The organism is Agaribacterium sp. ZY112, from assembly GCF_041346925.1.
Lineage (GTDB): Bacteria > Pseudomonadota > Gammaproteobacteria > Pseudomonadales > Cellvibrionaceae > Agaribacterium.
Window position 1 is genome coordinate 3,081,346 of sequence record NZ_CP166840.1, and the last position, 20,071, is coordinate 3,101,416.

18 protein-coding genes are annotated in these 20,071 nt (G+C 44.9%); 12 read left to right on the forward strand and 6 right to left on the reverse strand.

Going from position 1 to position 20,071, the window contains the following annotated elements:
* The 5 genes from AB1S55_RS13370 to AB1S55_RS13390 are packed head-to-tail and all read left to right on the forward strand — an operon-like array spanning position 1 to position 6,305.
* Complete coding sequence (locus tag AB1S55_RS13370) at positions 1–981, forward strand: DUF58 domain-containing protein (RefSeq protein WP_370978681.1); 981 nt, start codon at positions 1–3, stop codon at positions 979–981.
* Complete coding sequence (locus tag AB1S55_RS13375) at positions 978–1,613, forward strand: DUF4381 domain-containing protein (protein ID WP_370978682.1); 636 nt, start codon at positions 978–980, stop codon at positions 1,611–1,613. The genes AB1S55_RS13370 and AB1S55_RS13375 overlap by 4 nt, the downstream gene beginning before the upstream one ends.
* Positions 1,606–2,568 (forward strand): VWA domain-containing protein, encoded by a 963-nt coding sequence (locus AB1S55_RS13380; protein WP_370978683.1) that lies wholly within the window; start codon positions 1,606–1,608, stop codon positions 2,566–2,568. The genes AB1S55_RS13375 and AB1S55_RS13380 overlap by 8 nt, the downstream gene beginning before the upstream one ends.
* Positions 2,569–2,575: 7 nt before the next feature.
* Positions 2,576–4,585 (forward strand): VWA domain-containing protein, encoded by a 2,010-nt coding sequence (locus AB1S55_RS13385; RefSeq protein ID WP_370978684.1) that lies wholly within the window; start codon positions 2,576–2,578, stop codon positions 4,583–4,585.
* A complete protein-coding gene (locus AB1S55_RS13390) occupies positions 4,563–6,305 on the forward strand; it encodes a BatD family protein (protein WP_370978685.1) in 1,743 nt (580 codons plus the stop codon). Before AB1S55_RS13385 ends, AB1S55_RS13390 begins: the two co-directional genes overlap by 23 nt.
* Before the next feature lie 63 nt (positions 6,306–6,368).
* Here the strand turns inward: AB1S55_RS13390 and AB1S55_RS13395 are convergent, their stop codons facing one another.
* From AB1S55_RS13395 to topA, 3 genes are read right to left on the reverse strand one after another with little or no spacing between them, the layout of a single operon-like run.
* Positions 6,369–6,620: a hypothetical protein gene (locus AB1S55_RS13395; protein WP_370978686.1), complete on the reverse strand. Its 252-nt coding sequence runs from the start codon at positions 6,618–6,620 to the stop codon at positions 6,369–6,371.
* 55 nt (positions 6,621–6,675) lie between these two features.
* Positions 6,676–7,110 carry a hypothetical protein gene (locus tag AB1S55_RS13400; RefSeq protein WP_370978687.1) on the reverse strand — a complete coding sequence of 145 codons (435 nt, stop codon included), beginning with the start codon at positions 7,108–7,110 and terminating at the stop codon, positions 6,676–6,678.
* Position 7,111: 1 nt separating this feature from the next.
* Positions 7,112–9,802 carry a type I DNA topoisomerase gene (topA, locus tag AB1S55_RS13405; RefSeq protein ID WP_370978688.1) on the reverse strand — a complete coding sequence of 897 codons (2,691 nt, stop codon included), beginning with the start codon at positions 9,800–9,802 and terminating at the stop codon, positions 7,112–7,114.
* 300 nt (positions 9,803–10,102) lie between these two features.
* Here topA and AB1S55_RS13410 point away from each other — a divergent pair, with 300 nt between their 5' ends.
* On the forward strand, positions 10,103–10,831 hold the full coding sequence (locus tag AB1S55_RS13410) for a hypothetical protein (RefSeq protein ID WP_370978689.1): 729 nt from the start codon (positions 10,103–10,105) through the stop codon (positions 10,829–10,831).
* Between the two features lie 26 nt (positions 10,832–10,857).
* Here AB1S55_RS13410 and AB1S55_RS13415 read toward each other — a convergent pair whose 3' ends face one another.
* Positions 10,858–11,340 (reverse strand): hypothetical protein, encoded by a 483-nt coding sequence (locus tag AB1S55_RS13415; protein ID WP_370978690.1) that lies wholly within the window; start codon positions 11,338–11,340, stop codon positions 10,858–10,860.
* A 105-nt stretch (positions 11,341–11,445) separates the two neighbouring features.
* Between AB1S55_RS13415 and AB1S55_RS13420 the strand changes: the two genes are divergently transcribed.
* Positions 11,446–11,874: a universal stress protein gene (locus AB1S55_RS13420; RefSeq protein WP_370978691.1), complete on the forward strand. Its 429-nt coding sequence runs from the start codon at positions 11,446–11,448 to the stop codon at positions 11,872–11,874.
* Positions 11,875–12,030: 156 nt separating this feature from the next.
* Here the strand turns inward: AB1S55_RS13420 and AB1S55_RS13425 are convergent, their stop codons facing one another.
* Positions 12,031–13,929, reverse strand: coding sequence for an ATP-binding cassette domain-containing protein (locus tag AB1S55_RS13425; RefSeq protein WP_370978692.1), 1,899 nt, complete (start codon positions 13,927–13,929; stop codon positions 12,031–12,033).
* 220 nt (positions 13,930–14,149) lie between these two features.
* Here AB1S55_RS13425 and AB1S55_RS13430 point away from each other — a divergent pair, with 220 nt between their 5' ends.
* Positions 14,150–16,117, forward strand: coding sequence for a transglycosylase SLT domain-containing protein (locus AB1S55_RS13430; RefSeq protein ID WP_370978693.1), 1,968 nt, complete (start codon positions 14,150–14,152; stop codon positions 16,115–16,117).
* A gap of 40 nt (positions 16,118–16,157) precedes the next feature.
* Positions 16,158–16,733 carry a hypothetical protein gene (locus AB1S55_RS13435; protein ID WP_370978694.1) on the forward strand — a complete coding sequence of 192 codons (576 nt, stop codon included), beginning with the start codon at positions 16,158–16,160 and terminating at the stop codon, positions 16,731–16,733.
* Between the two features lie 44 nt (positions 16,734–16,777).
* Here AB1S55_RS13435 and AB1S55_RS13440 read toward each other — a convergent pair whose 3' ends face one another.
* Positions 16,778–17,029 carry a glutaredoxin family protein gene (locus AB1S55_RS13440; RefSeq protein WP_370978695.1) on the reverse strand — a complete coding sequence of 84 codons (252 nt, stop codon included), beginning with the start codon at positions 17,027–17,029 and terminating at the stop codon, positions 16,778–16,780.
* Positions 17,030–17,217: 188 nt separating this feature from the next.
* Between AB1S55_RS13440 and AB1S55_RS13445 the strand changes: the two genes are divergently transcribed.
* The 3 genes from AB1S55_RS13445 (at position 17,218) to AB1S55_RS13455 (ending at position 20,067) form a co-directional block, all read left to right on the forward strand.
* On the forward strand, positions 17,218–17,976 hold the full coding sequence (locus AB1S55_RS13445; RefSeq protein WP_370978696.1) for a PP2C family serine/threonine-protein phosphatase: 759 nt from the start codon (positions 17,218–17,220) through the stop codon (positions 17,974–17,976).
* 174 nt (positions 17,977–18,150) lie between these two features.
* Positions 18,151–19,056 (forward strand): lysylphosphatidylglycerol synthase transmembrane domain-containing protein, encoded by a 906-nt coding sequence (locus AB1S55_RS13450; protein WP_370978697.1) that lies wholly within the window; start codon positions 18,151–18,153, stop codon positions 19,054–19,056.
* Positions 19,057–20,067, forward strand: a complete 1,011-nt coding sequence (locus AB1S55_RS13455) for a glycosyltransferase family 2 protein (RefSeq protein WP_370978698.1) — start codon at positions 19,057–19,059, stop codon at positions 20,065–20,067. It abuts the gene before it with no gap.
* The last annotated feature ends 4 nt before the right edge of the window (positions 20,068–20,071 follow it).

The following is a 20,071-nucleotide window of genomic DNA, read 5'->3' on the forward strand; positions in this document are numbered from 1 at the left end:
GTGAAAAAATCAGAACTCGATGGCATCTGTGTTGATGCCTCTGAATTAGTGCAATTGCGCTTGCTGGCTAAAGATTTTCATTTGTCTAAAGCCCGTGCATCTTTGCGCTCACTGGCTGGGGCTCATAGCTCTCGGGCTCGAGGGCGAGGCATGAGCTTTGCCGAAGTCCGTCACTATCAAGCCGGTGACGATGTACGAAATATTGATTGGCGAGTAACCGCTAGAACGCAGCGCACCCACACCAAGCTTTTTGAAGAAGAAAAAGAGCGCCCGGTATTTGTGCTCTTAGATCAGCGCAAAAGTATGTTTTTTGGCAGTCAGGTGCAATTTAAATCCGTGCTTGCAGCACGCTTAGCAGCACTATGCTGTTGGCAAGCATATGCAGGGCATGACCGCATTGGCAGTTTGATCTTTAATGATCATAGCCAATGCGACTTACGCCCACGCCAAGGAAAAAAATCCAGCCTTCAGTTTATCAACCATATTGTTGAGTACAACCAGCAACTACATCAACAAAATCCACAAGTACAACAAGCTTCTAGTGATACAAATACGGCATTTTCTTTAGATACCATGCTTGAAGAGGCTCTGCGTATTGCAAGACCTGGCTCCTTAATTTACTTGATTAGTGATTTTCATGACCTTAGCCAAAGCAGTGAAAAATCCCTAGCATTACTTGCACGCCACAATGAGCTGCGTTTTTTCCACGTATCCGATCCCTTAGAAGCCCACTTACCTAAGTTGGGCTCTGTAAATTTAAGCAATGGCGACGAGCAAATTCAGGTCAATTTAAACAGCAAGCGCTTTCAAAAAGAATACAGTCACTCGTGGCATCAATTAAATGAGACCATTGAAGCTTTATGTTTAAAATACAAAATTACTTATCATGCCTTTAGTACCGCACATAGAGTGAACGAATTAATTCATTCCAATTTAAGCCCCGCGCTTGAGCAAAGTAATACGCTTAAGGAGGCTAAATGAATAGTCCTATTAGTCAGGGGGCGCAAGCTAGTCAGGCAAACCCTGTGCAAGATAATCCGATGCAGCAACAGTTGCTTTCAGCATTATCAGATATCCACCTAACAGAAGCGCCTTCACTCTGGCCTTTGGCTATGCACCAGTGGTTAATACTGACTTCGCTTTTACTTATAGTGACAGTATTCACTATTGTTGCCTTCAAAAGGCACCAAGCCAAAGCCTATCGCAGGCATTTAGTTGAACGCTTAGATGCATTAGCGCTGAATGGTGGCAATTTAAGCACGCAGCAAGTGATTGAAGCCGTTAATATATTATTAAAACGGTGTTTTATTTTTATTGGCCGCAAACATAAAGCCGCTTTATATGGCGAACGCTGGTATCGCACTTTATTAGATGAAAGAGGTGTTTTTAATGATGCACAACGTACGCTTTTTGAATCTCAGATTGATGCTTGGTTACAGCTATCACTCGCTGCTCCAAACGCCTCCGAAGCACAATTATTTAAAGATGAAGAGGCAATCCAAGCTCTTGTTGAACTTGCCAAGCAGTGGACTAGAAAACATAGAACAGACAAAAAGCGGATTCGCCCTTTGAGACATCTTATCAGTCGTAACAAGGTGGGGGCTCATGTTTGATATTCATTGGCCTTGGGTGTTCTTATTATTACCTCTGCCCCTATTAGCCTATCGGTATTTAAAGCCTCAAGATAGAAAAGAGCGTTCTTTAAATGCGCCCTTCTTTGCTAGGGCCAGTGCAGCTAAACCAATGCAAAGTCTCACCGGCGGTACAGCCAGATTATTAAGCTTGCTTCTTTTATCTGGGGCGTGGTTTGCTTTTATTGTTGCCCTGTCGCAGCCAGTTCGTTTGGGCGAAGCGCAAAGTATGAGCTCAAGTGGTCGAGACCTTATGCTTGCTGTTGACATTAGCGATAGCATGAAAAAAAACGACATGCCCATTCAAACAGAGTGGTTCAGGCGAATTGATGTTGCCAAATACATACTTGCAGACTTTTTAAATAAACGAGAAGGCGATCGAGTCGGTTTAATACTCTTTGGCAGCGGTGCTTATTTGCAAGCCCCCCTCACCTACGATCTGGTCACTGTTAACACTTTGCTACAAGAGGCAAGCTTAGGTATAGCTGGCCCTAAAACAGCCATAGGGGATGCTATTGCTTTGGCTGTGAAGCAGCTTAAAGACCAGCCCGAGAGCCAACGTGTTCTAATCCTATTAACTGATGGTGCTAACACCTCGGGTAATATCGAACCTGAGCAAGCAGCTCAGTTAGCCCAGCAGGCTGGCGTCACGGTTCATACTGTAGCGGTAGCACCTTATGATCGTTTTAACCGTCGTCATGTAGATCAGAAAAGCCTCAGCGATATCGCTGAAAAGACAGGCGGTGAGTACTTTATTGCGCATGATCCTAAAGAGTTAATGAAGGTGTATGAAACGCTTAATAAAATTGAAATGATCGACTTAGAAGAAAAGCAGGTGCGCCCCATTATTAATCTCTTTTACTGGCCATTGACAATAAGCCTACTACTGCTTGGCTTGCTTGTATCAATGCAGACACTAACAGCTCAGCGATCTTGACAGTTGTATGACCGAACTTATCACTCAATTTCATTTTCTGCGTCCATGGCTACTTTTGGCTTTGATCCCTCTTATCTATTTTACATGGATGAATTTTCGCCATAACCAAGCAAGCACTCGCTGGAAAAAAGCGATCGATGCGCGTTTTTTGAATGTATTAGCTGGCACCGAGTCGAGTAACAATAAAAGCAACTCTTACTTTCTGGTTTTGCTAGGGGCTCTTTTAATCTTAGCCCTAGCTGGGCCAACATGGCTTAAACAAAAAACAAATGCCCAACAAAACCAGCAAGCTGTTGTTATCGTTTTGGATTTGAGTCCATCGATGGCGATTAATGACATACAGCCTTCGCGTATTAAGCGCGCTCAACTCAAGCTTCAGGACTTATTAAATTCACGTAAAGATGGTTTAACCGCTTTAGTTGTTTATTCCGGTGATGCGCATATTGTCACTCCTTTATCTGATGACAATAAGACCTTAAAGTCCCTGCTACCGAATTTAAGCCCTGCTATCATGCCAAGCCCTGGTTCAAATATTGAAGCAGGCTTGCAACTCGCTGAAAACTTAGTTCGTGATGCAGGCGCACAACCGGCCAACATTATTGTTGTGAGCGACGGCATTGATAGCAGTGCATTGACTAACTTAAAAAACATAACCAAGAAGAGTAAAAACCACTATAGCATTTGGGGAATCGGTACTGCCTCTGGTGGCCCAATCCCCTTAGCTGATGGTAATTTTGCGCGTAAAAGCGATGGCAATATCGTTGTTGCCCAACTTGATCATGAACAAATGCAAGCAGCAGCTAACAGCTTAAATGCACTTTACATCCCATTTAGTAATGATGACTTAGACCTTAATACCCTTTTTGATTTTGCGCTGAAAGACAGCTCTATTGGTGACAGCCAATCTGAATTTAATGGCGAGCAATGGCAAGACCTTGGCCCCTACTTACTTATACCTGCTTTATTTTTATTTCTGTTCGCTTTTCGCCGAGGACAATTTATCTGTTTGCTCCTGGGCATGAGTTTTTATGGTCATTACACAGAAGCTAATGTTGTAAGCGATGTCTGGAAAACCCCAGATCAACGAGCCTATAACGCTTTTGAAGAAGGAAACTACGATAAAGCACAGACGCTTTTTAATGATCCTGAATGGAAAGCCTCTTCGCTTTATAAAAATGGTCAGTACCAAGAAGCTGCTGAGTTATGGGGGCAGTTGCAAGGTCCAGAAGCAGCTTATAACTCGGCAAATAGCTTGGCTCTAAGTGGTCAGCTAGAAAAGGCCCTAGAAAAATATGAACAAGCCTTAGAGCAACAACCTGATATGCAGGATGCGCAAAAAAATAAAGCGATTATTGAGCAACTACTAAAACAGCAAGAGCAACAAGAACAACAAAATCAGGACCAGTCTGAGCAAGACCAAAACCAGCAGGATGAACAACAAAAGCAAGACGGCGCTAGTGAAGACAGCAACGAGCAAGAGCAAAATGAGCAAAACCAGGATGGTCAGTCACAGCAGGAGCAATCTGAATCCCAGCAAGAGCAAAATGAGTCACAAGATTCACCTAAGCAGAATTCTGATTCTGACTCAGGTTCACAACAGGGCTCTAAAAATGACACTGAACAAAATAATGAGCAAGAGGCCTCTAGTAACAAAGCGGATACCGAGCAAAAATCCGATAAAGAAGCTTTAGATCAACACTACAACAAACAAGAAAGCTCGGAGCAGCCTAGCCCCGACCCGCAGAGCGAAGAAGCTCAACAGCAAGCTCAAAAAGCGGCCGAAGCCAAGCAAGAGCAAGCAGAACAAGAGCAGGCTCAGCAGCAAGCGCAAGAACAGTATCGTGAAGTAGAGAGACTAAGCGAGGAAGATCAAGCTCTCGAACAGTGGCTAAGAAAGGTTCCTGATGACCCAAGCACTCTCTTGCGCAACAAATTTGAACAACAATATCGTCAGCAGAAAATACAACGACAGCAGCGCTATCGTGCAGCACCTGATGAAACACAGCAACGCTGGTAGCCCCATGTTTTATACTCAGATATGTTATAAAAAGATGCTTAATAAAAAACACCTCATTATTTTCATTGTCTCCTTATTATTAGCGCATGATGTTTTTGCAGGCTTCAGCGCTTCGGTAAACAGGAGCGAACTTGCCCTTGGAGAAACCTTAGAGCTACAACTGATTTTTGAAGGTGATAATCAAGGCAAAGTACCTGATATCGATAAGCTGCGACATAACTTTGAACTCAAACGCGCCTACCCTTCCTCAAGTCGAAACACCATCAACGGCCACACGACTTATATTAATCAGTGGACGATACAGCTTGAACCAAAACATAAGGGCAAATTACTTATCCCCCCTTTCACACTGGTAGGTGAGACGACATCTCCTATTGAAATTACGGTTCATGAGCAAAGCCAAGCTCCGTCGACATTAGAAAACTTAATGATCGAGACCATTGTTGATAAGGGCTCGGCCTATGTTCAAGAGCAACTAAAATTAAGTTATCGACTTTATTATAAAGTCAGCGTAAACGATATTAACGCGGAAGAATTGAAACTCAATGATGCCGTTGTGAAGCAGCTAGAGTCAAAACGCTACCAAAGAACCATTGATGGCCAGCATTATCAGGTTATCGAAATTAACTACGCTATCTTGCCTCAGCGCAGCGGCACCTTAGTCATTCCACCACTGGATTGGCAAATAGACGTATTACAAGGTGGACGTTCACGCGCCCTATTTGGCAGCTTTAGCCGCACTCAGGCATATAAACTTCGCAGCGGTGAAAAAGTGATCCGTATCCGATCAATACCCGATGAATTTCCAGCCGATGCGCAGTGGCTTCCTGCTCGCTCGGTCGAATTAAGCCAGCGCTGGAGTAGCTCACCGCTTGAATTTAAATTAGGCACACCCATCACTCGAGAAATCAGCCTTAAAGTGAGTGGCTTAGAGTCGGCACAGCTGCCTCATATATTGGAAGATAGCAGCAGTGCTGAACAAAAAGTGTATTTAGAACAGCCTAATTTGGAAGATGCTGAAGACCAATTTGGTTTAGTCAGTACACGTAAAGAGAGTGCTGCTATTGTACTCAACTCTGAACGTTCAAAAGTTGCAGGTATATCCGTGCCTTGGTGGAATACCGTAACGAATGAACTCGAATACGCAAGCCTACCAGAGCAGAGCATTGCTTTGTCTCCAGGGCAAGAAGTGAAACAAACCGAAGTACAAGCTTCTCGTTTAAGTAATCAGCAAGCGCCTGCAAGAAACGTCGACACTCTTGCATCTGGCCCCTCTAAGTTGCTGATTGGTATCTTAACCTTATCTGCTTTGCTTAATATTGTTTTAGCATTTGTTGTTGTGAAGCTCTACTCTCAGCAAAAAACACCTATATTCCGTAAAAAGACTAAAACTCAAAGCAAAGTAAATCAGCTCACATTGGACCTTGCCGCTCTCAAGAGCCTAGCTGAATCTAAGTCTGCTTCTGAGTTTCGCGTTGAGCTGGCAAGACAGGTTCGCGAGGTTTATCGCTGCTCTAACCTGCAGGAGTTTTATTCTTACTTAAGAGCGCAAGGGGCACTTGAGCTTCTACAAAAGCTAGAAAGTCTTGATGATTTACTCTATGCAAATACAAAAGCGGAAATGCATGAAAACATCTTAGAAGAGCTTGTTAGCCTCTTGGCAGAGATTAAACCACTACATAGTGGCAAAGAGCGCGATCAACTTGATGCGTTGTGGTAAAAGGCTAAACAGCCAACATGCTACATTACTAGCGCTAGGGCTTTTAAGGCTCTAGCCTACAATCTAATGAAAAACCGTTGGAACTGAATTCTCAAGATGCTCTTCAGAGGCTTCATCTGCACCTTCTTCTGTTGCCGCATCCAAACCCGCTTCGATCATCGCTTTGGCAACCGCAAACTTAGATTGATTTAGAAAGTACAAGGCTTCTTCTGAAAAGCTAATGGTTACTAGTGGGTCCCCGTCCTCTTCTTCCCCTGCACGACGTAAAGCAATTTCACCATCGGGTAATTCTACAATTTCATAAAGGTCGGACATAATACTGCAAGGTAATGGACAAAAGGCCGGCGATTGTAGCAGATGTAGGCAGGCTTTAGTATTCGCCGCTTAGTTGAGATTTTAATGAGATAAAACGCTCGCATAGAGCGAGAGAGCCGAGCAAGTAGTCTGGCTCAGTATCGGTCCAGTGCTGAGCTGCCTCAGCAGCATTTGAAGCAATGAGTGAGGCTGGCGTTTCAGCACTTGTATGCTGTTGACGCCACGTTGTTTTGCTTTGATCTAGACTCGAAAAGATAAGGTAAAGAGCCTCTAGCTCAGAAAGCTCTTTATTTTGAACGATAAGATTGCGAACATTTAAACCCAAAGCTCGAGCTAATTGCTCAAGCATATCTCTGTATTGCAGTAGTGAAGCGTATAAAAAGCTGCTGCGTGCAAAACCTTTTAGATCAGTTAAAACAGCCAGGTTTTGCTGAAGCATGCGTAGCTTCTGCGTACTGAGTTCTAACTGCTCTAACTGTGATAAGGCCATGTTATTTCTTTTTAGCGGGCGCTTTTTTAGCTTTAGGTTTGGCTTTTGCCTTGGGCTTAGCTTTAGCCTTCTCTTCGATGACCCACTTACTGCCTTCGTAGGTAGCGCGCCAACCGCTTGGCTTACCATTTATTTCTGTTTGCACATAGTGCTCTTTTGACTTTCTGCTAAAGCGAATTATCGCTTCATTGCCGTCACTATCTTCAGTGGGAGCCTTGAGTAAAAAATTATATTTAGGGTCAATTTCAGAGGCATGAGGTAATATCTCTAGCACCTTTGGGGCTCGAGTCTCGCGGTTTTTAGGGAAACCACTGGCCGCCAAAAACATACCCGCAGCACCATCACGCAAAACATAAGTGTCATCGACCTTTTCACACTTAAGCTCAGGCATCGGCACCGGGTCCATTTTGGGAGGTGCGGCTTCACCATTTTTTAATAGCTTACGTGTATTTTTACAATCATCGCTGGTACAGCCAAAATACTTACCAAATCGTCCTGATTTTAACTGCATATCAGAGCCACACTTATCACACTCGATAACGGGGCCATCATAACCTTTGATACGAAACTCACCTTTCTCAACTTCGTAGCCGTCACAATCTGGGTTGTTGCCACAGATATGAATTTTACGGCTTTCGTCAAGCAGGTAACTATCCATCGCGGTATTGCAGATAGGACAGCGGCGCTTCATACGCAGTTGTTGCAGTTCCACCTCTTCGTCTTCAGAGCCTACGGCTTCATCGCCCGAGACCAAATTCATGGTGTTTTTACAGCGCTCTTTAGGTGGCAACTGATAGCCAGAGCAACCTAGAAAAACACCGGTACTGCCGGTGCGAATTTGCATATCACGGCCACAGTTACTGCACTCTATATCGGTGGATACAGGTTCATTGCGACGCATACCTGCATCGGCATCTTTGGCTTTTGATAAAGACTGGGTGAAATCGCCATAAAACTCATCGAGTAGATCTACCCAATCTCGGCGCCCTTCTGCCACATCATCCAAGCGCTCTTCCATGCTTGCGGTAAAGCCAAAATCCATCAGTTCTTCAAAACTTTCTACAAGGCGCTCGGTAACAATGTCACCCATTTTGTCGGCATAAAAGCGCTTGTTTTCAAGATGCACATAACCGCGATCTTGAATGGTTGAGATAATAGACGCGTAGGTAGATGGACGGCCGATGCCGCGTTTTTCCAGCTCTTTCACCAGACTTGCTTCTGAAAAGCGAGCAATAGGCTTAGTAAAGTGCTGCTTGGGCAACAGCTCATTTAAGTTAAGTGCATCGCCCACTTTGACATCAGGCAAGATGCCGTCTTCATCTTTTTTCGGTGCAAGCGGCATGACTTTGGTGTAACCGTCAAAGCGCATCACACGACCGCGAGCGCGTAGCTCAAAATCACCGGCGCTAACCACAATACTGGTTGATGTGAATTCAGCTTCTTTCATCTGACACGCAACAAATTGATTCCAAATTAGCTGGTATAAACGCTCAGCATCGCGCTCCATACCAGTGAGCTGGCTGCCCTTTAGCTCAACATTTGAAGGTCGAATGGCTTCGTGAGCCTCTTGAGCATTGCTATTTGAAGAGCTGTAATTGCGAGCTTCTTTAGGTAAGTACTTTGAACCAAAGTTCTCTTCAACAAAATTGCGACAGGATTCAACCGCATCTTTGCTTAATGCTGTTGAATCGGTACGCATATAGGTGATGTAACCCGCTTCATAAAGACGCTGAGCCATCATCATGGTTTTCTTTACACCAAAACCTAAGCGCGTAGATGCAGCTTGCTGCAACGTTGAGGTAATAAAAGGCGCGCTGGGTTTAGAACTGGTAGGTTTATCTTCACGCTTTGATACTGTGTAGTTACTGCCTTTAAGAGCAGTAACCGCAGCCATACACTGCTCTTCATTAACCGGTTTGAATGCATCGCCGTTTTGTTTTTTAACTTCACAGTAAAGCTTCTCGGCAGCACCTGCAGCTAAATTTGCATGCACTGTCCAGTATTCTTCTGGAATAAAAGCACGAATTTCTCGCTCTCGCTCCGATACAAGACGCACAGCAACCGACTGAACACGGCCGGCACTTAAACCTCGGGCGATTTTTTCCCAAAGCAAAGGGGAAACCATATAGCCCACTACACGGTCGAGAAAACGTCGTGCTTGTTGAGCATTTACACGGTTTTGATCAACCTTACCGGGCTGTTTAAACGCATCTTGAATGGCCGACTTAGTGATTTCATTAAAGACAACACGATGATACTGCTTGCCTTCACCACCAATGGCCTGCTTTAAATGCCAAGCAATGGCCTCTCCTTCTCTATCCAAATCCGTTGCGAGATAGATGTCGTCAGCGTTTTCCGCTAATTTTTGTAATTCCGCTACAACCTTTTCTTTGCCGGGCAGGATTTGATAATCAGCTTGCCAATTATTCTCTGGGTCAATGCCCATACGCTTAATAAGCTGTTCACGCGATTTTTTCTCTTTATGAATCACCTTTTGTTCCGGTGACAATTTACGCGTTATAGCCGCTTGGCGGGCGCGCTCTTTTGCATCAACAGGCTCTGTCTTAGAACCACTGGTGGGTAAATCCCGAATATGACCAACGCTCGATTTAACAACAAAATCTTTACCAAGATATTTGTTAATCGTTTTTGCTTTTGCCGGTGACTCGACAATAACTAACGACTTTCCCATGCTACTCCAGTTTACGGCTTGTACCGAATGTCGATTTTTTGAGCGAAAATAGATCTTAAACGCTCTCTCTATTATTACTAAAACACAGCCTAGGCGCTTTTGCGAGAGCTTGCCGTGATTTTGAGGTGCACATATATAAGTGCTAAGAATGCCAAGGTCAAGAAAACCACTTTGTAAATGTGGACTTCGACGCCCCTATTTGGTTTTATCACTTAGCTCGCGCTTGTCTATACTGACTGTATATCTCTATTAACATGCAAGCCGTTTAGCCTTGCCTTGCTTAAATATATTGGCCTTAAAGTGTCAGATCAATCCATCGTCTTAATCTGCATTGCTCTAGCTATTTTTGCGTTATTTTTTGTCAGTCTCATTAATCATCGGCAAATGCGGCATAAATTGATACATCAGCGCTTAGTTAAGCTACGTAAGAAAGTAGCTGAGCTTGAGGAGCTAAGTGTCGAAGTTGAAACGCTTACAGGTTCTCGTGTAATCACAGGCATTCTTATCGACCATATCATCGATTTACTTGATGGCATGCTCGAACTTGCTCCCTCAAGTCAAAGCTTAGAGATTACAAGGGAAAACGCCCTCGCTCGTCGAGATGAGCTCCACAATAGTGAGTTTCAAGTTCAGCTTAATCGTATACGCGAAAGCGATGCTCAAATAGCTAGGGCCCAATTTGCCTTGAATGAAGCAGGTGTCATTATTAGAAAGCGACAAGCTGCCGGGCGACTAGAACTGTCACAAATGAACCAACTCATTGAAGAGCTTGCTTGGGCAAAAATGATGGCAGCCGTGGTGAGCTTAGTGGTGCAAGGTCATAAATCCATGGGTGGCACAGACGTGCTACGAGGTTTTTCTTTTTATAAAAAAGCCACCCAATGCGCTATGGAGGCCAACTCAACCGATGAGCGCCGCCACAAACTAATCAAAGAGTTGGCTGAACTTGCCAACAATAAACGTAAAGCACTTAGCTTAGATCTTATGCCTGAAGCTCAATTTAATCCTAAGGAAAGTTCTGAGGCTTAAGAGTTAATGCTGTCTTCTTTGACAGTTTACAAAGCCTTTAACTCAAGCAGCCAAGACCTTAACTGAAGCATAATGTCCTTAGGCTCTGGGCCCAAGCCCTTTTCCCGCCAAACTAAATACAAGCCAATACGGTTCTGCCCCACCCCACAAATCGACTCAGGCAATTGATCTAAATAGCGCTGTAGCGGCAAACCTGCAGAGCTCTGCTGCAAGTCCTTATCGCTCCAGTCCCAATCTTTATGAAAATGAGCCCCATGTTCAAAGCGTTGCCGACTAAGCTCCCATTCCACTACGCTCTCTTCTAAAGCTCGCTCAATAGGCAGCTGGTAATTCACCCTTAGGCCCAAATCATCTGGACTGAGCATACTCACAAGTAAATGCTGCTGGGCCGCTTCAGCTCGCAACGCTGCTTGGCGCTTTGCCCTTGCACTGGGTTTCAACATCATCACTGGGCCAACTGCCATACACACAGCAAGTACTATCATTAAATAAGGTAGGTAAGTCTGCATGTCTAGAGTATCTCAGGGCTTTAAGCGCAAGGCTTGGCGATATAAACTTAAGGTTTGGCGTATTCGAGCCGCGTATGCTGCACCTTAATGACGGAGAATGGAAGTATGAGCACCTATAAACATCTTATGGTAGCCCTGGACTTGAGCAAGGAGTCAGAAGCAGTACTCTCAAAAGCGCGAGCTTTAGCTGCCTCACAGGGGGCTGATATCAGTTTGTGCCATATCGTGGAGCCATTAGCCTTTGCTTATGGTGGAGATGTCCCTCTAGATATGAGTGAAGCGCAAACGATTATAGAGAGCCAAGCAAAGAAACGCATGGCCGCTTTAGTTGATGACATGCAACTAGATACTCACAAACAAATTATTGCCGTAGGCCAAACATCTTCAGAAATTCATGAAGTTGCTAAAGAGCAGCATGCAGATCTCATCGTTGTTGGTAGCCATGGCCGGCACGGCTTGGCCCTATTATTTGGTTCAACCGCTAATGGTGTATTGCACGGCGCCGAAATTGATGTTCTTGCTGTTAGGGTTTAAGAAGATAAATCCTATAAACACATGCTTATTTTAAATTAGCTGCAGTGTTGCGACAGAGGCTATATCGCCTTGTCGTAACACTCTGGCTTAAGGTGCTTCGACCTGAAGATAAAGCGCATCACAGAAGCGCCATACCATTAAGCACGCTCCAAATGTTTACATGGCATCAAGTTCTTCCCAGCGTTCGTACATAGTGCTTAGCTTCTGCTCTTGATCGGCTAACTCAGCCAACACCGCTTGAACTTGTTTCTCTTCTTGACTATAAAAATCAGCAGCGCACATTTGCGCATTAAGCTGCTCAATGTTTGCTTCCGCTTTTTCTATCTTTTCTGGTAGATTTTGCAGCTCGCGCTGAAGCTTGTAACTGAGCTTCTTTTTAGGTTTGTCATCACTTGGGCTCTGAGTTGCAACTTTGGCTTGCGCGGCAGCCTGTTTTGACGCTGAGGCTTGCCCTTCATTGCTGATGGCAGCCCAGCTTCCCCCTTGATTAATCCAGTCCTGATAACCACCAACATATTCACTTAGTTTACCGTCGCCTTCAAAGACAATACTTGAAGAGACAACATTATCGACAAACTCTCGGTCATGGCTGACAAGCAGCACTGTACCTTGATAATCAACCAATAAACTTTCTAGTAGCTCCAGAGTTTCAGTATCGAGATCATTAGTTGGCTCATCCATCACCAGTAAATTAGATGGTTTGCAAAAGAGCTTGGCCAGCATGACTCGAGCGCACTCACCTCCCGACAGAGCCTTAAGTGGGGTTCGTGCTCGTTCAGGGCTAAACAAAAAATCTTGTAGGTAACTTAATACATGCTTGTCTTTGCCGTCTACCGTGACACTAAGGCGCCCTTCACCAACGTTATCAACAACGTTGCGCTCCATATCTAGCTGGGCTCGCATCTGATCAAAGTAGGCCAAATCGATACGTGTACCGCATTTAATGCTACCTGAACTAGGCTCTAACTCGCCTAAAATGAGTTTTAATAAGGTACTTTTACCAGCACCATTGGGCCCTATAAGACCCACTTTGTCGCCTCTGATTAAGATACTACTGAAGTCTTTAATGATCGTACGCTCGGCAAAAGCCACGGAAACAGAATTGAGTTCTGCTACCAGCTTGCCTGAGGCGGTGCCACCGGTGATGTCCATTTTCTCAATTTGAGTTACATTGCGGCGCTCAGCACGTTGCTCACGCAATTTTTTTAGTGCTCGAACTCGGCCCTCATTGCGTGTACGGCGGGCTTTAATCCCCTCACGTATCCACGCTTCTTCTTGAGCTAGTTTTTTATCAAACAAGGCATTGTGTTTAGCCTCGTTTTCAAGCTCTTGTTTTTTGAACTCCAGAAAACGACCGTAATCGCCTTTCCATGAGGTCAAGATGCCTCGATCAAGCTCTGCAATTTGAGTCGATGTGGCGCGCAAAAAGGCGCGATCATGGGTGATGGTGATCACAGCGCCTTTAAAGTTAGTTAAGAACTCTTCTAACCATTGAATCAGGCCTACGTCTAAATGGTTGGTTGGTTCGTCTAATAACAGTAAATCAGGCTCACTCACTAAAGCGCGTGCTAAAGCTGCCTTACGGCGCCAACCGCCACTAAGCTCCGCTAGTTTCTGGCCTTGATCTAAGCCTGTTTGCTTAAGAATACGATTTAAGCGGTGCTCAAAGGTCCAGCCATCAGCAGTATCAATACGTTGCTGAAGCTCAGCTAGGCGATCAAGACTTTGACTTTCTGTATGGCTCTCCTTCTCGTACTCAGCCAAGTCGTGTAGAAGTTGGGCGCTGCCCTGAGCAACATAGTCTGCAACGGCTTGCTCAGAACTGGGGGGAAGTTCTTGTTCTACCACCGACACACGCAAGTCTGGATGACGCCAAACCGTGCCAGAATCCACTTCTTGTTTGCCTGACAAGATACGCAATAACGTCGATTTACCCTCACCATTGCGACCAATTAGACCTATTCGCTGGCCTTTATCGAGCAATAAAGAAGCCTGATCAAGAATGTGGCGCTCTCCAAAAGCTAGATCCACATTTTCCAGTCGAAGCAAGGGCATAGGATTCTCCTAAAGCAAAAGCGCAGAATAATAAGCGATTGCCCGCCAACACCCCAGCACTTAAGAGATTTATTCGCTCTTTAGAATGATTTATCTCTAGCAGCGACCCAGCTTTTACGCCAAAATAATAGTAAGTAATGGCCTTCAGTACTGAGCAAACTGATCTTAGCCAGTGATTTTGATAGGGTCAGACCCAAGCACCTTGTAGTACAAAAGCGCAATGTCTAAAGATAACACCGTTAATCGCAGATCGAGTCTATTAAGTCTAGCCAAGCAAGTACGAACGCTGCTGGCCCTACTCTGCCTGTTAATTGGAACAAGCAGTCAGGCCAGTGAGCTTGATCAGCAGCGTTATCACTACGAACTGGCCAAAAGCAGCCTAAAAAAAGGCGACCTTGTTAGCTTTCAATCCTATTACGATCAATTAGGCGACTACCCTCTTGCCCTCTACCTTGACTACAGCATCGCTCGCAAAGCTTTAAAGCCACTTGATAACGCTGTTGTTGAAGACTTTTTAGAGAAGAACAGTGATACCTATCTCGGTAAAAATCTGCATAAACAATATTTGTACATTCTTGCTAAACAAAATAACAGTGAGAAATTCCTCTATTGGTACGACGATGAACTCGCGAACACTGCACTTCGATGCAGCCATATGCTTTGGCGTGCAGACAGTGGTGATGACAGTGTTTGGCACGATTTACAAGCCCTGTGGCTCAAACCTAGCTCTTTGCCTCAAGAGTGCGACCCCATAATCAAAAAGTGGCGTAAAAGTGATTACTGGCAAGACGATTACGCTTGGCAGCGTTTTCTCTTAAGCATGCAGGCAGGTAAACGAGGCCTAGCAAGGTACTGCGCTTCTCTATTGCCCGCCAGTTATGATACTTACATAAAGCAAGTACAAGATTTAGATGCTAAGCCCTACCTGATACGCCAGCATAAAAATTATCGCACCCGAACACTGGATACGCAGCGCGTCATTGCCTTTGGTATTAGAGGTTATGCAAAGCGCCACCCAAGTGAGGCTCTTGCTCACTGGGAACGTTATGAGGCGGCACGTATTTTCAACGAAACCATTGTTTACGACACCAAAACCGACCTTATTAAGCGTTTGATACGTAAAGGCGAGTTTAGCGATGTGCAGCGCTTATTGGAAAGTAGCCCTTCTGTTCGCCAAGTTAATAGCATAGAGCGGCTTATTCGCGGCTACTTAAGAGAACAGCGCTGGGCAGATGTGGTCAGCAGCATTGAACTCCTGCCAAATAAAGAACAGCAAAGTGATCGTTGGCGCTATTGGCAAACCCGAGCTCAGCTTGAACTTGACCCGAATTATGCCGTTCAGGCCAGACAGCACTATCTAGAGCTCAGTAAAAACCGCAGTTTTTATGGCTTTTTGGCCTCAGATTTCTTGGGCCAAAACTACCAGTTACAAGCTCAAGATAGCAAAGTCGATGAGCAGGTATTAGAGCTGTTAAAGCAGCGACCAGCTATGCGAAGAGCTCATGAACTCTGGCTAACAGGACGTGAGCGAGAAGCACATGCGGAGTGGTATTACGAAACATCTAATATGTCGGCCGCGCAGTTACTTGCAGCTGCAAAACTGGCTTCCGAGTGGGGCCGTTACGATCGCGCAATTCAAGCCATGGCGATGGGTAAACAGTGGGATCAATTAACCATGCGCTTCCCCCTTGCCTACGAGTCCTTTGTTACTAACGCCGCTAAAGATACTAACGTCGATGCAACCCTTATTTTCGCCGTAGCCCGCCAAGAAAGCGCAATGTCGCCTCAGGCAAAATCGCCCGTTGGTGCTCGAGGGTTAATGCAACTAATGCCCAAAACAGCGTCTCAAACGGCCAAAAAAGGTGGCATCAAGCATCAACTTGCCGATCTGTATCTGCCTGAACACAATATTGCCTTAGGCAGTCTCTACTTGAGTCAATTACTGGAGCAATATGAAGGCAATCGTATTTTAGCTGCAGCAGCTTATAACGCAGGCCCTCATAGAGTTAAACGTTGGCAGGCCAAGACAGAGCATGAACTGGCCTTCGATACCTGGATTGAAACTATCCCATTTAAAGAAACTCGCCGCTATGTTCAAAACGTGCTGACTTATGCCGTTATATACAGCCATCGCATGGGTGAACCAGAGCCGCTTATAAGGAAAAATGAAGCAAAAAAATTGCTCTAGCCTATGCTTAATATGACCGTATTAATAGCAAGGAAGGCTCATGAGCCAAGACAGAGAAATGGGCGTCTCGTCATTAAGTCAGGATTGGTCTCACGTTCGTGAAACCGTGAATATGCTCTATCTGGCAATCTGCCAAATTGAAGCCACCCTTGGGGACAGCAACGTGTCTGTTGAGACACTGACCCAAAGCTTTACCAGCCTTGCCAACCACACCCACTCTATAGCCGATCAAGCCAAGCAACTTAATGATCCTGAGGAGCTTGATGTCTTTAAAAAAGATGTCAGCACAACAACAACTGAACTGCAAAGTAATATCAGCGCCTCTATCGAGGCCTTTCAATTTTACGATAGAGTTTGCCAGCGCTTAGATCATGTCAGCACCAGCTTAGAGAAAGTCAGCGACTTACTAGGTAGCGACAATCAAATATGTGACCCCAATGCATGGAAAAACGTGCAAAACGGCATTAAGTCTAGCTACACCATGGAAGCAGAACATCTGATGTTTGAATATTTAATGCGTGGCGGCTCTGTACAAGAAGCCTTAGAAATATACAAACATCATTTTGAGAAAGAGCAGAACGACATTCAAAACAATGATGAAATAGAGCTTTTCTGATTAACGCAGATAGACTTGCACAGCCACTTCACTCTCCCCCCAACTCATCCATCAAGCTGCAGCTGTGAGACCCACTGAGCAAGCTCTAACTGATCAAAAGGCCAGGCTAATTCCGATGCCCCAGCCTCAAGCACAGGGATACGATGGGCATATTTCACCATCAAGCTTTTATCGTTTGTTATATCCTTTTTTATTACACGAAAACGGCTTGATAATTTCAGCCTGTAACAGAGCTCCATTGCTTCATCACACAAGGGGCAAAAATCAGAGCGATACAGAATCAAAGTGGGTAACATTATTACTACCAAATTAAAGGCAAGGATTGAAAAGCAAAGGCTGTAAACTTAGAACTTAAGTCTTGAATAGGGCATTATATCGGGCGCTTTAAAAAGCAGCACCTTGACTCTTTTCTGCCTATGGCATTGTTTACATTGATTTATAACTCATTATAAATGAGTTCGACACACGGATACGTCATAACTTTATGTTTAACACCCGCAGCGCCGGCGCAACAGATATTGGCCTTAAACGAGAAAATAATGAAGATACTTTTCTGCACGCTGCTAATTTGGGCTTATATATAGTTGCTGACGGCATGGGTGGCCACGCCTCTGGTGAGGTCGCAAGCAAATTGGCTGTTGAGGTCATTAGCGACAAGGTACAGCAAGGCATGCAGCTTAAAGCAGCTATATTAGCCGCCCACCAAGTGATCATAAGCACCGCAGAAAAAGACGCGACACATCACGGCATGGGCTCGACTCTCGTAGCGTTAAAGGAATCTGAGCTTGATTATGAAATAGCATGGGTAGGTGACTCAAGAGCCTATCTTTACAATCCGGCAAGTGATAAAGCGACATCAGAGTTGCATCAGCTCACCACCGACCATAGCTATGTGCAACTCTTGCTGCAAAATGGAGCCATTGACGAGTCAGAACTAAACAGCCACCCAGAGAAAAGCGTGATTACTCAGTGCCTAGGCTTTTCACAAGCGGCCCACATCAATATTGATAGTGTTGCTGGCGAATGGCATCAAGGAAAACGTATTTTGCTGTGCTCCGATGGTTTAAGTGATGTGTTAAGTAAAGAAAAGCTGTTGCTGATCTTAGAGCAACAGCAGAATAACAAAAAATGCTGCCAAGCCTTAATTCAAGCAGCATTAGATGCAGGTTCGCATGACAATATAACGGTTATGCTTATTAACGCCCCAGTGGATAAACGGTGCTTTTGGTCATGGTCTCGTTGATACGGTGTCTCTGCCCCCTAATACGCAGCCCTAAAGATAAGGGGGGATCATCAGCTTAATTAAGTAACCAGATCTCTAGCACAGTACATCATCGGCAAAGTCTGTCACCTATAAGCCTGTGTTCTTATACATTTTATGGTATAAAGCAGCGCCAAACGCTAGGGCTCACGGTTCATGCGCAACACCCCACTTCTTATTGCCAAAGCTGTTATTGCCAGCTTATTTATCGCCGCTCTTGTGTGGTGGGCTCAAGCGCACCTCGACTGGCGAGATGTACTTAGTGCGTGGCAGCGTGTAAGTGTGTTGGATGTAGCACTTGTGGTGGCATTAATACTACTAAGTCACGGGCTGCGCGTCTTACGTGTGTTTCTGGCCTATCGACGTTTACAGCCAGTCAGTTTTGTCAATGTGAGTGGTGTCAGCTTAAGTCACAACACCATTAGCTTCTTATTGCCCATGCGCTTGGGTGAATTAGCGCTTCCCCTTCTCAGCCGAAAAAAACTTGATATCAGCTACTCTTACAGCTCGGCAACCCTCTTGTTGTTGCGGGTTTTTGATGCACACTGGCTGCTGATTTTACTGTCTATCACCGCGTCTTCATCGTATTTAAGCGATCAAGCCAACAGTATTATTTGGCTTATCATAGCCTCAACACCTGTTGTGCTTGCTGTACTTGTTTATTTTTTAGCTAAAGCGCCACGCTTTAGCTCGATACGCCCATTGGTACAAAGCCCAAGCTTACTTATAATGCTCTACCTTTGTACCGGTGCAATCTGGTTAGTAAAACTCAGTGCGCTGGCATGGCTTGCAAGCGTATTAGGACAGATAGATATTCAACATGCGTGGTTGGCCACGATATTAGCGGATGCAAGTGCCCTCTCTCCAATTACAGGCTTTGCCAATGCGGGCACATTTGAAGCGGCCTTTGCCTTACCATTACTGCCTTTAGGCTACGACAGCGCTGTTTTAGTTGGCGCTGCATTGAACCTTCACCTACTAGTGTTGGTCACAAACATCGGCGCAGGCTTAATTGGCGCTTTGATACTTACTTTTAATAAATCTGAAAAACAGGTGCCATAGATGCCTTTACCTAGTTTGACTGTCGTTGTACCCATGTATAACGAAGTAGACAACGTACAACCTTTGTTCGATGCCTTAGAAGATGCCCTAGGCCAGTACGATGGCCCTTGGAAAGCCATTTTAGTGAACGATGGTAGCGTAGATGACACCGCCAAACGCCTAAATGAATGCGTTGAAAAATACGGTGATCGCTACCGTCACATTGAGCTACAACGCAACTTTGGCCAAACTGCGGCCATGCAAGCAGGCATTGATGCGGCAGATACCGATCTTATCGCAACCATGGATGGCGATTTACAAAATGACCCTGCTGATATCCCTCGTTTGGTAAAAGAACTGTTAGAGCGCGACTTAGATCTACTGCAAGGCTGGCGCAAAGACCGTAAAGATCACCTTGTCAGCCGCAAGGTTCCTTCACGTTTTGCCAACCGATTAATTCAACGAGTCAGCGGCGTAAAACTTAATGATTACGGCTGTAGCATGAAGGTCTACCGCGCTGATGCACTTAAGCAGATTCGTCTTTATGGTGAAATGCACCGCTTTATTCCTGTTTGGATGGCGACAGTTTGCCCTCCTCATCGTATTGGTGAAACCGTTGTAAACCATCGTGAGCGTTTAAGTGGTGAAAGCAAGTACGGTATTAGCCGCACTTTTCGTGTCCTTATCGACTTATTGTCGGTGTTTTTCTTCCTCAAGTTCCGTGCTCGCCCGGGCCACTTTTTTGGCTCTATCGGTTTATGGGTTGGTTTATTAGCATCACTATTATTGACCTATCTTGCAGGCGTTAAATACATTGGTGGAGAAAACATAGGCGATAGGCCGCTTTTGCTGGTTGCCAGTTTACTGATCATCGCTTCTTTACAGTTTTTAACAACGGGTGTGTTGTCGGAGATTCTAAGTCGAATTTTCTTCCAGACAACTAATGTAAAAAGCTACAAAGTACGTGAACCGCTTAGCTATTCGTTTAAATCTGACTCAGATAATTCAAGCTCAGACAACGAACAAGCTTAATATT